The sequence below is a fragment of the Ramlibacter sp. genome (genome assembly GCF_036383835.1).
GTDB lineage: Bacteria > Pseudomonadota > Gammaproteobacteria > Burkholderiales > Burkholderiaceae_C > Ramlibacter.
Genome location: NZ_DASVNN010000067.1, coordinates 30190 through 43049, shown reverse-complemented (window position 1 = coordinate 43049; position 12860 = coordinate 30190). Strand labels below are relative to the sequence as shown.

Annotated in this window: 13 protein-coding genes; 12 read left to right on the top strand and 1 reads right to left on the bottom strand. The window is 68.3% G+C overall.

What is annotated here, in order from left to right; genetic code table 11:
* Nucleotides 1–125: 125 nt before the first annotated feature.
* Entirely contained in the window at nucleotides 126–1139 is a 1014-nt protein-coding gene (locus VF522_RS11190; RefSeq protein ID WP_330908342.1) for a tripartite tricarboxylate transporter substrate binding protein, read from the top strand.
* A gap of 22 nt (nucleotides 1140–1161) precedes the next feature.
* Here VF522_RS11190 and VF522_RS11185 read toward each other — a convergent pair whose 3' ends face one another.
* A complete protein-coding gene (locus VF522_RS11185) occupies nucleotides 1162–1485 on the bottom strand; it encodes a non-heme iron oxygenase ferredoxin subunit (RefSeq protein ID WP_330908341.1) in 324 nt (107 codons plus the stop codon).
* A gap of 129 nt (nucleotides 1486–1614) precedes the next feature.
* Here VF522_RS11185 and VF522_RS11180 point away from each other — a divergent pair, with 129 nt between their 5' ends.
* The 11 genes from VF522_RS11180 (at nucleotide 1615) to VF522_RS11130 (ending at nucleotide 12860) form a co-directional block, all read left to right on the top strand.
* The gene (locus tag VF522_RS11180) at nucleotides 1615–2901 is read left to right on the top strand and encodes an aromatic ring-hydroxylating dioxygenase subunit alpha (RefSeq protein ID WP_330908340.1); all 1287 of its coding nucleotides are present in this window, start codon (nucleotides 1615–1617) and stop codon (nucleotides 2899–2901) included.
* A gap of 27 nt (nucleotides 2902–2928) precedes the next feature.
* Complete coding sequence (locus VF522_RS11175; RefSeq protein WP_330908339.1) at nucleotides 2929–3228, top strand: hypothetical protein; 300 nt, start codon at nucleotides 2929–2931, stop codon at nucleotides 3226–3228.
* Between the two features lie 25 nt (nucleotides 3229–3253).
* Complete coding sequence (locus VF522_RS11170; protein WP_330908338.1) at nucleotides 3254–4201, top strand: ABC transporter substrate-binding protein; 948 nt, start codon at nucleotides 3254–3256, stop codon at nucleotides 4199–4201.
* Between the two features lie 23 nt (nucleotides 4202–4224).
* A complete protein-coding gene (locus VF522_RS11165; RefSeq protein WP_330908337.1) occupies nucleotides 4225–5061 on the top strand; it encodes a 3-methyl-2-oxobutanoate hydroxymethyltransferase in 837 nt (278 codons plus the stop codon).
* Between the two features lies 1 nt (nucleotide 5062).
* A complete protein-coding gene (locus VF522_RS11160) occupies nucleotides 5063–5914 on the top strand; it encodes an alpha/beta hydrolase (protein ID WP_330908336.1) in 852 nt (283 codons plus the stop codon).
* Nucleotides 5911–6942: an amidohydrolase family protein gene (locus tag VF522_RS11155; RefSeq protein WP_330908335.1), complete on the top strand. Its 1032-nt coding sequence runs from the start codon at nucleotides 5911–5913 to the stop codon at nucleotides 6940–6942. The genes VF522_RS11160 and VF522_RS11155 overlap by 4 nt, the downstream gene beginning before the upstream one ends.
* A 12-nt stretch (nucleotides 6943–6954) precedes the next feature.
* A complete protein-coding gene (locus VF522_RS11150) occupies nucleotides 6955–7647 on the top strand; it encodes an RraA family protein (protein WP_330908334.1) in 693 nt (230 codons plus the stop codon).
* 28 nt (nucleotides 7648–7675) lie between these two features.
* Nucleotides 7676–8782: a zinc-dependent alcohol dehydrogenase gene (locus tag VF522_RS11145; protein ID WP_330908333.1), complete on the top strand. Its 1107-nt coding sequence runs from the start codon at nucleotides 7676–7678 to the stop codon at nucleotides 8780–8782.
* Between the two features lies 1 nt (nucleotide 8783).
* Nucleotides 8784–9818, top strand: coding sequence for a GTP-binding protein (locus tag VF522_RS11140; RefSeq protein ID WP_330908332.1), 1035 nt, complete (start codon nucleotides 8784–8786; stop codon nucleotides 9816–9818).
* Nucleotides 9819–9942: 124 nt separating this feature from the next.
* The gene (locus VF522_RS11135; RefSeq protein WP_330908331.1) at nucleotides 9943–11703 is read left to right on the top strand and encodes an iron ABC transporter permease; all 1761 of its coding nucleotides are present in this window, start codon (nucleotides 9943–9945) and stop codon (nucleotides 11701–11703) included.
* A 29-nt stretch (nucleotides 11704–11732) separates the two neighbouring features.
* Nucleotides 11733–12860, top strand: a complete 1128-nt coding sequence (locus tag VF522_RS11130) for an ABC transporter ATP-binding protein (protein ID WP_330908330.1) — start codon at nucleotides 11733–11735, stop codon at nucleotides 12858–12860.

The window sequence follows — 12860 nt, the reverse complement described above, 5'->3', positions numbered from 1 at the left end:
AATGCCGCCGTCGGTCCGCATGAAAGAACGAGGGTCTTCTATGATTGACAGGCGTGCGGCACGGCCCCCATAGTGCCCCGCGGAGCCGCCCCTTCCGGGCCGGCCGCATTACCGCGAGAAGTCGATTGTCCGCACGCGCACGCCATCCATTTCCTCCTTCCGCCGCCCGACGCGGCTTCCTGCGGCAAGCCGCCGGCGCCACGCTGGGCGCGGTCGCCGCGCCGGTGCTGGCCGGTTCCGCGGCCGACTGGCCGCAGAAGCCGGTGAAGCTGGTCGTGCCGTATGCGGCCGGCGGCAGCGCCGACACGCTGGGGCGGGCGATCGCCAAGCACCTGTCCGATGCGCTGAAGCAGCCGGTGGTGGTGGAGAACAAGGCCGGGGCCGGCGGCATCATCGGCTCGCAGCAGGTGGCCTCCTCCGCGCCCGACGGCTACACGCTGGTCGTGTCCGGCATCGGCTCGCACGTCATCGCGCCGGCGGCGGGCCCGACCTTCAATCCGCTGAAGGACTTCACGCACATCGCGCTGCTCGGCGGCCCGCCGATCGCGCTGGTGGTGAACGGCACGCGGCCCTGGCGCAACTTCGAGGAGTTCGTGACCCAGGCGCGCGCGCCGGGTGAGGGCATCAGCTGGGCGTCGCCGGGCCGCGGAACGCACGGCCACCTCACCGGCGAGCTCCTGCGCTCGGCCCTCAAGCTGAACATGGTGCACGTCGCCTACAAGGGCGCCGGGCCGGCCGTCGCCGACCTGCTGGCCAACCAGGTGCCGGCGGCCTGCATGACGCTCAGTTCGGCCAACGCGCACTTCGCCTCCGGCAAGCTGCGCCTGCTGGCGCTGACCTCGCCCTCGCGCCTGCCCGAATACCCGGACGCGCCGACGTTCGCGGAACTGGGCTATCCGAACCTGACGGGCACCACCTGGTTCTCGCTGTCCGGGCCCGCGGGGATGCCGGCCGACATCGTGGAGCGCCTCAACGCGGAAGTGCGGCGCGGACTGAAGTCGGCGGCGATCCGCGCGCAGCTGCAGCAGGAAAGCATGGTCGCCGCGGACCTCGATCCGGCCGCGTTCCGGCGGTTCGTCGAAACGGAGATCGAGCGCTGGAGCCCGCCCGCGAAGGCGGTGCTCGCCGAGAAGAAGTAGGGGCTGACGCGCCGCGGCTGCGTCAGAGCTCGATGGAGACGAAACCCTCGTCGTCGACGACGGTGCGATAGGTGCGCAGCGGCACCATGCACGGCGGCGCGACGACCTCGCCGGTGCGGATGTTGAAGGCGCCGTTGTGGAAGTCGCATTCCACCACCTCGCCCGTGATGCAGCCCTCGGACAGCGAGCCCGGACCGTGGGTGCACATGTCGTCGGTGACGTGGAACTCGCCCTCGAGGTTGAACACGGCGAGCGTGAGGCCCTCCTTCTCGATGCGGATCGCCGTGCCAGGTTCGACCTCGGCGCGACTGCAGAGCGCAAGGTGGCGGCAGGTGGTCTGCGTCATGCCCAGGAATCTCCAATTGACGTTGATGGGACGCAATGATATCGTCGTTTTCCACAAAGGAACAGCGTTCCTTTATATGGAACTCGGACAACTACACCAACAGCCCGCGCCTCAGGAGCCCACACTCAAATGCTGAAGAAGGAACAGAACGACCTGCTCACCCAGACCGGCCCGGGGACGCCGATGGGCGAGCTTTTCCGCCGCTACTGGCTGCCGGCCCTGCTGTCGACGGAGCTGCCGCAGCCGGACTGCCCGCCGGTGCGGCTGAAACTGCTGTCGGAGCCGATGGTCGCCTTCCGCGATTCGGCCGGCCGCCTCGGCGTGATCGACGAGTTCTGTGCGCATCGCGGCGTTTCGCTGTGGTTCGGTCGCAACGAGGAAGGCGGCATCCGCTGCCCGTACCACGGCTGGAAGTACGACGTGAACGGCCAGTGCATCGACGTGCCGTCGGAGCCGGCGGAAAGCGGCTACTGCAACCGCATCAAGCTCAAGTCGTACAAGCTGGTGGAGCGCGGCGGCGTGATCTGGATCTACATGGGCCCGCCCGCCGAGGAGCCGCCGCTGCCCGAGTGGGAGTTCGCGACGGTGCCCGCGCCCCAGAGCTTCACCTCCAAGCGCCTGCAGGAATGCAACTGGCTGCAGGCCATGGAAGGCGGCATCGACTCCAGCCACGTGTCCTTCCTGCACAGCGGCGCGCTGAACCACGACCCGCTGTTCAAGGGCGCCAAGGGCAACCAGTACAACCTGAGCGACCTCAAGCCGGTGTTCGAGGTCGTTCCCTCCGAAGGCGGCCTCAACATCGGCGTGCGCCGCAACGCGGAAGAAGGCAGCTACTACTGGCGCATCACGCCCTGGGTCATGCCCTGCTTCACGATGGTGCCCCCGCGCGGCGACCACCCGGTGCACGGCCACTTCTGGGTGCCGATCGACGACGAGAACAACTGGGCCTGGAGCTTCGACTACCACCCCACGCGCGACCTCACGAAGTCGGAAGTGCAGGCGATGGAAGACGGCAAGGGCATCCACGTGCGCTACGTGCCGGGCACCTTCCGGCCGCTGCAGAACAAGGACAACGATTACCTGATGGACCGCGCCGCGCAGAAGGCGGGCGTCCACTACAGCGGCATCGAAGGCATCGCGATGCAGGACGCATCGCTGCAGGAAAGCATGGGCGCCATCCAGGACCGCACGCGCGAGAACCTGGTGAGCACCGACAACGGGATCATCATGGCGCGCCAGCGCCTGATGAAGGCGGCGAAGGCGCTGGCCGACAAGGGCCAGCTGCCGATCGGCCGCGAGCCGGACACGCAGCGCATCCGCTCGGTCGCCATCGTGCTGCCGAAGGAGCTGCCCTTCGCCGACGCGGCGAAGGAGGCGATGCGCGCCGAGCCCGGCAAGAAGCACGTCAGCGTCTGACGCCGGCCGCCGCAGCGATGGGATGCCGTGATCGGTTCGTTCAGCAAGGCCAGGGCACAGCCGCAAGCGCTGGAGCACATCCGCGCCTGGACGCGCGAGCGCTTCGGCCTGTCGCCGCGCGAGGCCGTGCTGGCGACCGAGGTGGCGTGCACCGTCCCGGGCTGTCCTCCCATCGAAACGGTGGTGGCGTTCTGGACGCTCGACGGCCAGCGGCACCACTTCAAGATCTTCAAGCCGGCCGCCGACATCGCGCCGGACGACCTGCCCTACGCGTGGATGAAGCGCGCGCTGGCCGTGCCTGAAGGCTACGGCTGCGACTGCTGCTGATCCCGTTCCTACTCCGCACGACACCATGGCCCGACGCAAGCTCAAGACCGTCACCCGCACGCAGGGGAACAACCAGGCGCTCAAGGACGGCAGCGTCCAGCCCGCCTCTTTCGAGTTCGACTTCGAGGACGTGCCGGTGCTGGTCGACGGCTTCCGCCGCATGGTGCGGGGCAACGAGTTCGACGTCTGCGAGATGGCGCTCACGACCTATCTGTGCGCGAAGGCGCATGGCAAGCGTTTCACCGCGCTGCCGATCTTCCTGGTGCGCGGCTTCCACCACGGCGCGATCCTGGTGAACCGGAACGCAGGCATTCGCCAACCCAAGGACATCGAGGGCCGCCGGCTGGGCGTCAACCGCGGCTACACCGTGACCACCGGCGTGTGGGCCCGTGGCGTGCTGCAGTCCGAGCACGACGTCGCCCTGGACCAGGTGACCTGGGTGCTCTCCGGCGACGAACACGTCGCGGAATACCGCCCGCCGGCCAACGTGGTGCCGCTGGAGAAGGGCCGCAAGATGGACGAGGTGGTCGCCGCCGGCGAGCTCGATGGCGTGATCAACCTGCAGATCGAGCATCCGGACGTCGTGCCGCTGATCCCCGACGCGGAAGAAGCCGGCTATCGCGCGCTGCGCGAGCGCGGCCACTACCCCGCCAACCACCTCGTCGTGGTGCGCGACGAACTGCTCGCCGGGGAACCGGGGCTCGCCGCGGAGGTGTTCGAGGCCTTCGCCGAATCCAAGCGGCGCTATGTGCGCCAGCTGCAGGCCGGCGCGATCGAGAAGCCGACCGCGGTGGACCGCATGCACCGCCGCGTCATCGAGATCACCGGCAGCGATCCCCTGCCCTACGGCATCGCGCCGAACCGCCCGATGCTCGAAGAGCTGATGGCGCATGCCGCGGCGCAGAAGATCATCGACCGCCCCATGCGCATCGAAGACCTGTTCGCGCCGGCCACGCACCGGCTGCAGGCCTGAGCGAAAGAAAAAGAGGAGACGACATGGACAGCAGCAGTGCAATGACGCTGCCCGCCCTGCACCGCATGAAGCGCGAGGGCCGCAAGATCGTGGGCGTGGTCGCCTGGGACTTCCAGATGGCGCAGATCGCCGACCGCGCCGGCGTCGACATCGTGTCCGTCGGCGACACGGTCGGCGTGAACGTCTGGGGGCACGCCAACCCGCTCGAAGTCACGATGGAAGAGATGCTGATCGTGACCAGGGCCGTGCGCCGCGGCGTCAAGCGCGCCCTGGTCAGCGTCGACTTTCCCTACGGTCCGCTGCAACAGGGCGCCGACGCGGCGCTCGCCGCCGCGATCCGCTTCGTCAAGGAAACCGGCGTCGACATGGTCAAGCTCGATGGCGCCGCGGAGTATCCCGAAGCCGTCGCGGCGATCGCGCGCGCGGGCATCCCGGTGTTCGCGCAGTTCGGCATCACGCCGCACACGGCCCTCAAGCACGGCGTCGACTACAAGAGCACGCTGCAGCCGGGCGTGCAGCTGCCGCCTTCGCTCACCGAGCAGCTGGTGGCGGAAGCCCAGCGCCTCGAAGCCGCCGGTGCCAGCCTGCTCGATTTCACGCACAGCGGCCCGGTCGCGGGACCCGCGGTGACGCAGGCCGTGCAGATCCCCGTGATCGGCGGACTGGGCGGCGGACCGTGGCTCGATGGCCGCATGCGGATGGCGAACGCCGCCATCGGCTACGCGGCGTCCACCATCGACAACCCGCCGGACACCTATGCGCTCGTCGCCCGCACGGCGCTCGATGCGCTTTCCTCGTATGCCGAGGACGTGCGCGCGGCCCGCCAGATCAAGGGCGGCATTCCGGTGAAAGGGCGCTGACATGTCCGTGGTCATGATCGATGGGATCGAAACCCGCTACGAAGTGCGCGGCCGCGGCGAGCCGCTGCTGATGTTCTCGCCGGGCGGTTTCGATGCCACGCTGGAGAAGTGGTCGTCGCTGGGGGTGTATGCGAAAACGGGGATGCTGGAACCGCTCGCGGAGCGGTTCCAGTGCATCCTCTTCGACCGCCGGGAAACCGGCGCCAGCGGCGGACGCGTCGAGCGCATCACCTGGCAACACTACGTCGCGCAGGGCAAGGGCCTGCTGGTGCATCTGGGCCACGCACGCGCCCACCTGATGGGCGGCTGCATGGGCTGCTCGCCCGTGGCCGCCTTCGCGGCGGCGCATCCGGAGATGGTGCGCAGCATGGTCCTGTACTGGCCGGTCGGCGGCGCGAAGTACCGCATCGGCGGCCACCAGCGTTTCATGCAGCACCTCGCCTTCGTGCAGCAGGAGGGCCTGGCCGCCGTGGTGACGCTGGCCCGCTCCGGCAGCAAGAGCTTCGGCGAGGACCCGCGCGGCGGACCCTGGGTGAGCGTGCTGCGGCGGGACTTCGCCTTCGCGGCCGCCTTCGAGAAGCAGGACGTCGAACGCTACAAGCTGGCGGTGCTCGCCACCCTGCGCGCGCTGCTCGATCGCGACACGGCGCCGGGCGCGGAGCCCGAGGAGCTGATGCGGCTGGACATCCCCACGCTCGTCGTGCCGGGCCAGGACGCATCGCATGCCACGTCGGCCGCGCGCTACTTCCAGGAGTGCCTGCCCCGCTCCGACTACTGGGACATCGCCCCCGCGGAGCAGACCGCGGCCAACGTGCCCGCGCGATTGCTCGAATTCCTCGCCGCCGCCGCATGATCATCGACATCCACTGCCACTACACGACCGAGCCGGCGGCGCTGCACACCTTCCGCGACAAGCAGCTGGCCGGCCTGGCCGATGCCGCGCGCCGTCCGGCCGCGAAGACGCTGGCCGACCTGAACATCGGCGACGAGACGATCGTCCAGAGCCTGCAGCCGCAGCTGAAGCTGCAGAAGGAGCGCGGCAGCGACCTCACCATCTTCAGCCCGCGCGCTGCCGGCATGGCGCACCACGTGGGCAACGCGCAGGTGAGCCGCCAGTGGACGACGATCAGCAACGACCTGATCCACCGCATCACGCAGCTGCTGCCGGACAACTTCGCCGGCGTCGGGCAATTGCCGCAGTTCCCGGGCGTCGCGCCCGCGGAATGCATCGATGAACTGCAGCGGCTGGCCGACCTCGGCTTCGTCGGCGTCAACCTCAACCCCGATCCCTCCGGCGGCTGGTGGAGCGGCCCGCCGCTGACCGACCGCCACTGGTATCCGCTGTACGAGAAGCTCGTCGCGCTGCGCATGCCGGCGATGATCCACGTCTCGTCCTGCTGCAACCCGAACTTCCACCACACGGGTGCGCACTACATCAACGCCGACACCACGGCGTTCATGCAGCTGATCCAGGGCGACCTGTTCCGCGACTTCCCGGAGCTGAAGTTCGTGATCCCGCACGGCGGCGGCGCGGTGCCCTTCCACTGGGGACGCTACCGCGGGCTGTGCCTGTCGATCCAGAAGAAGCCGCTGGCCGAGCACCTGCTGAAGAACGTGTTCTTCGACACCTGCGTGTACCACCAGCCGGGCCTGCGCCTCATGACGGAGGTGGTGCCGGTCTCCAACATCCTGTTCGCCTCCGAAATGCTCGGCGCGGTGCCGGGCATCGACCCCGACAACGGCTTCCATTTCGACGACACCAAGCGCTACATCGACGCGCTGTCCGGCCTGGAAGCCAGCGACCGCCACGCCCTGTTCGAGGGCAACGCCCGCCGCGTGTATCCCCGTCTCGACGAACTGCTCAAGCGGCGCGGCCGCTGAAAGGAACCCACCATGACCGATCCCCTCGCCGACATCCGCCGCGACTTCGAGCGCGTCGCCCCCGAGGTCGTCGCCGGCGCCGCGACCTTCGCCTCTTCCATCCTGGCCGACGTCGCCGGCCGCCGCGGCGCCCTGGACGGCCGCATCGGCGCGCTCGCGCCGACCATGCGCGCCTGCGGCCCCGCCTTCACGGTGGAAGTGCGTCCCGGCGACAACCTGATGATCCACGCGGCGATGGCGATGGCGCGACCCGGCGACGTGCTGGTGATCGACGGCAAGGCGGACCGCAGCGCGGCGCTGATGGGCGCGATCATGCTCACGGCCTGCAAGCGCCTCGGCTTCGCCGGCGTGGTGCTCGACGCCAGCCATCGCGACACCGAGGAACTGCTGGAGCTGGGCTTCCCCGTGTGGAGCGTCGGCGCCAATCCCAACGGCCCCACCAAGAACGTGCCGGGCCGCATCAACCACCCCGTGTCCTGCGGCGGCGTGACCATCCACCCCGGCGACCTGGTCGTGGCCGACGCCGACGGCGTCGTGGTCGTCGAGCGCGAGAAGGCGAAGTCGCTGCTGCCGCTGGCCGACAAGAAGGTGGCCGACGAGCGCAAGCGCATCGCCGACATCACCGGCGGCGGCGCGATCCGCCCGGGCTGGCTGGAGGGCGCCCTGCGCATCGCCGGCGTGCTGAAGGAAGGCGAGCGCCTGTAACGGCGCCCCGAGACCACAGGAGACAGAGATGGAAAAGGTAAAGGCCGCGGTGAAGACCGGCCCCAGCAAGATCGAGATCCGCGAATACGACATGCCCGAGGTGCCGCCCGACGCGGCGCTGCTGAAGATGGAAGTGGCCGGCATCTGCGGCACCGACGTCAAGATGTACAAGGAGCCGCTGAAGGGCGCCCCGGTGATCATGGGGCACGAGAACATCGGCACCATCGCCAAGGCGGGGCGCGACTTCACCAAGCGCAAGGGCTTCAAGGAAGGCGACCTGGTGTTCGTGGAGCACTACGTCGGCTGCATGAAGTGCGAGTGGTGCCACCGCGGCGAGTACCGCCACTGCGAGGCGACCGACTGGCGCGGCAATCCCGACGGCCTGCGCTTCGGCTACACGTCCACCGAGAAGGCGCCGCACCTCTGGGGCGGCTTCGCGCAGTACGTGTACCTGCCCTGGAACTCCATCATCCACAAGGTGCCCGCCGGCGTGGCGCCGGAGCTCGCCGGCCTGGTGACCCCCATGGCCAACGGCGTCGAATGGTCGCTGTTCGACGGCGGCGTCAAGTACGACGACATCGTGCTGATCCAGGGTCCGGGGCAGCAGGGCCTGTCGCAGACCGTGATCTGCAAGCAGGCGGGCGCCAGCAAGATCATCGTGACCGGCACGTCGAAGGACGCCGCGCGACTGGAAGTGGCCAAGCTGCTGGGCGCCGACCACGTGATCAACGTGCAGACCGAGGATCCGCTGGCGCGGATCCTGGAGTTGACCGGCGGCCGCGGAGTGGACGTCGTGCTCGATTGCACCGCGGGCGCCGGCACCTTCCCGATCCTGCTGGGCATCGAGGCGCTGAAGCGCAAGGGCGGGACGATGGTGGTGCAGGGCGAGATGGGCGACTTTCCCAACTGGCCGCTGTCGAAGATGACGCTCAAGTGGATCACGATCAAGAGCGCCCGCGGCCACAGCTACCGCGCCTGCGAGCTGGCACTGGCGCAGATCGCGTCCAAGCGCTTCCCGCTGGAGAAGATCACCACCCACAAGTTCGGCCTGAAGGACACCGACCTCGCGATCCGTTCCGTCGGCAACGCCGGCGTGCCCGATGTCATCCATGCATCCCTGATGCCCTGGATGTGATGTGGACACGCGCATCCCGGTCACCGTGCTCACGGGCTTCCTGGGCGCCGGCAAGACCACGCTGCTGAACCGCATCCTGTCGGAGGAACACGGGCGCCGCTACGCGGTGGTCGTCAACGAATTCGGCGAGATCGGCATCGACGGCGGACTGATCGTCGGCGCCGACGAGGAGTTGTTCGAGATGAACAACGGGTGCGTGTGCTGCACGGTGCGGGGAGACCTGATCCGCACGGTGCAGGGACTGCTCGAGCGGCACGCGGACCAGCCGGCACGCTTCGACGGGATCATCGTCGAGACCACGGGCCTCGCCGATCCCGGGCCGGTGGCGCAGACCTTCTTCGTCGACCCCGTGCTGCAGGCCGGCACGCGCCTCGATTCGGTGACGACGGTGGTCGATGCGCGGCACCTCCCGCTGCGGCTGGCCGACACCCGCGAGGCCGCCGAGCAGGTGGCCTTCGCCGACCAGATCGTGCTGAACAAGACCGACCTCGTGGACGAACCGGGGCTGGAGGAAGTGGAGCGCCGCTTGCGGCGGCTCAATCCGCTGGCGCCGATCCACCGCGCGAAGCGTTCGAAGGTGCCGCTCGCGGCGATCCTGGATCGCGGCGGCTTCGATCTCGATCGCATCCTCGCGCTGGAGCCGGAGTTCCTGCACGGCCACGACCACGAAGAGGAGCACGTCCACGACGAGCACTGCGGCCACGGGCACGTCCACGACCACGTCGCCGAGGCCGGCATCGCCAGCGTCTGCTTCGACCTCGACGAGCCGGTCGACGGCCAGGCCTTCGTGGCATGGCTGCGCGACGTGGTGGCGCGCGAGGGACCGCGCATCCTGCGGCTCAAGGGCATCGTCGACGTGCAGGGCGATCCGTGCCGCTGGGTCGTGCAGGGCGTGCACATGCTGCTCGAAGGCGAGCCGCAGCGGCCCTGGGGCGCGCGCGAGACCCGTTCCACGCGCCTGGTGTTCATCGGCCGCGACCTCGACGGCGAGGCGCTGCGCCAGGGCCTGTGGAGTTGCATCGCCGCGCGCGCCTGAGCTCGCGCGAAGGCACTGCGGGTTAGTACCGATCACCGTGCATTGACTTGGATCAAGCACGACCGCTACAGTCCGTTGTATCGCGCTGCGGACCGACGGTCCGCCTAAAGGAACACAGAACAAAATGAGCAATGCCTCCCTGAAGGCGTCGGACGGCCTGGAGCTGCCCGCGGCGCCCGCCGAGCGGCGACCCTTCCCCATCAGCTGGAAGATGGTCGTCATCGGCGCCTGCGTCGCGTTCACGCTGTACATCGCCGTCATCCCGCTCGGCTTCCTGCTGTGGCAGAGCTTCTTCACGCCGCAGACGGCGACGAAGGCGGCGGAGTTCACCCTCGGCAACTACGTCAGCGCCTACACCAACCCCGAGACGCTGCGGCTGTTCTGGAACTCCACGCAGTTCGCCATCGGCGTCGCCGGCTTCGCCTTCTTCGTGGGCACGACGCTCGCGTGGATGAACGAGCGCACCAACACGCCGTTCAAGTCGCTGTTCTACGCGCTGTCGCTGATCCCCCTGGTGATCCCCGGCATCCTGTTCACGGTGGCGTGGATCCTGCTGGGCAGCCCCAAGATCGGCATCCTGAACCTGGTGCTGGTGCAGTGGTTCGGCTTCGAGAAGCCGCTGTTCGACATCTATTCCATGTGGGGAATGATCTGGGTCGACGGCCTGCACTACTCGCCGATGGCCTTCCTGCTGATGACGGCCGCCTTCCGCGCGATGGACCCGTCGCTGGAGGAGTCGGCCACCATGAGCGGCGCCAACGTGTTCCAGGTGCTGTGGCACATCACGCTGAAGCTGTCGTGGCCGGCGATCTTCGCCACCTTCCTGATCCTGTTCGTGCGCGCCATCGAGTCCTTCGAGGTGCCCGCGCTGCTCGGGCTGCCGGTGGGCATCCACGTGTTCACCTCCTCGATCTACCAGGCGGTGCACCGCTACCCGAGCAACATCGGGCTGGCGTCCACCTACGCGATCACGCTGCTGGCGATCACCACCATCGGCATCTACTTCATCTCCAAGCTCTCCAGCAGCGGCTCGAAGTACTCGACGATGACGGGCAAGGGCTTCCGCCCGCGCCAGATCGACCTGGGCCGCTGGCGCTGGCTCGCCGCCAGCGTGTTCTTCCTGTACTTCGCGCTGATCGTGGTGCTGCCCTTCGCGGTGCTGGTGTGGTCCTCGTTCCAGAAGTTCTACTCGGTGCCCTCGATGCAGGCGCTGCAGAACCTCACGCTGGATCCGTACCGCTTCGTGCTCAGCTACCCGAACCTCACGCGCTCGGTGTGGAACAGCCTGTTGCTGTCCTTCGGCTGCGCCACGCTGATCATGCTGATCACCTCGGTGATCTGCTGGATCGTGGTGAAGACCAAGCTGCCGGGCCGCTGGCTCCTGGACAACCTCGCCTCGATGCCGATGGTGTTCCCGGGCCTGGTGCTGGGCCTGGCGCTGATGATCTTCTACCTAAACGTCGACGTCGGCGTCTACGGGACGATGTGGATCCTGTTCATCGCCTACATCACGCGCTTCATGCCCTACGGCCTGCGCTTCAACACCACGTCGATGCTGCAGATCCACAAGGAGCTCGAGGAGTCGGCCGCCATGAGCGGCGCCTCCTGGGGCACCACCTTCCGCCGCATCGTGCTGCCGCTGCTCAAGCCGGGCCTGGTCGCGGGGTGGATCTACATCATGATCGTCTCGATCCGCGAGCTCTCCAGCTCGATCCTCCTCTACAGCCCCGGCACGGAAGTGGTGTCCATCATCATCTGGGAGCTGTGGGAGAACGGCCAGTACGTGGAGCTCTCCGCGCTGGGCGTCCTCTTCATCCTGCTGCTGTTCGTGCTCGTGATGTTCGCGCAGTACGTCGGCAAGAAATTCGGCATCAAGGAACACTGAAACCGCGGACACAAGCGGGGGAGACACTCATGCTCAAAGTCGATTCGCTCCACACGGAATACACCAACGAACTGGGCCAGGCCGTCAAGGCCGCCCAGAACGTCAACATCGAGGTGCCCGAGGGCCACTTCTTCACCCTGCTGGGCCCCAGCGGCTGCGGCAAGACCACCACGCTGCGCTCCATCGCCGGCCTCGAGCGGCCGAAGTCGGGCGAGATCGGCGTCAACGGCGTCGCGGTCTACTCCGGCGCGCGCAACATCTTCGTGCCGCCCAACCAGCGCGGCTTCGGCATGGTGTTCCAGTCGTACGCGATCTGGCCGCACATGGACGTCTTCACCAACACCGCCTTCCCGCTGCAGGTCGGCGCGAAGAAATACAGCCGCGCCGACATCGAGGCCAAGGTGATGAAGGTGCTCACGGCGGTGCAGCTGGACCACCTGCGCGACCGGGAAGCGACGAAGCTGTCCGGCGGCCAGCAGCAGCGCCTGGCGCTGGCCCGCGCGCTGGTGATGGAGCCCAAGCTGCTGCTGCTCGACGAGCCGCTGTCCAACCTCGACGCCAAGCTGCGCGAGCTGATGCGCTTCGAGCTCAAGCGCCTGCAGCGCGAGCTGCGCATCACCACGGTGTACGTCACGCACGACCAGAGCGAGGCGCTGGCGCTGTCGCACCACATCGCGGTGATGAACCAGGGCCGCATCCAGCAGATCGGCACGCCGCGCGAGATCTACGAGCGGCCGGTGAACCAGTTCGTGGCGGACTTCGTGGGCACCACGAACTTCCTGCAAGGCACGGTGCTGGGCCCCGACAGCGGCACCGACTGGATGGTGATCGACACCGAGATCGGCCAGTTGCGTTCGCACGCGACGGAGCCGATGCGCGCCGGCGACAAGGTGAGCCTGTCGGTGCGGCCGGAGGACATCGAGCTGTTCGAGCAGAAGCCCGAGGGCGGCGTTCCCGCGCTGCAGGCGCTGGTCGACCAGAAGGTGTTCCTGGGCGAGGCCATGGACTTCCGCGTGAAGCTCGCTGGCCGCACCCTGCTGTCGCGCGTGCACCCGTCGGTGCGCACGTCGGTCGGCGATCCGATCTGGGCGCGCATCCAGCCGGGCAAGAGCGTCGCCATGCGCGCCGACGAAGCCGGCGCCCCCCAGCACCACTGA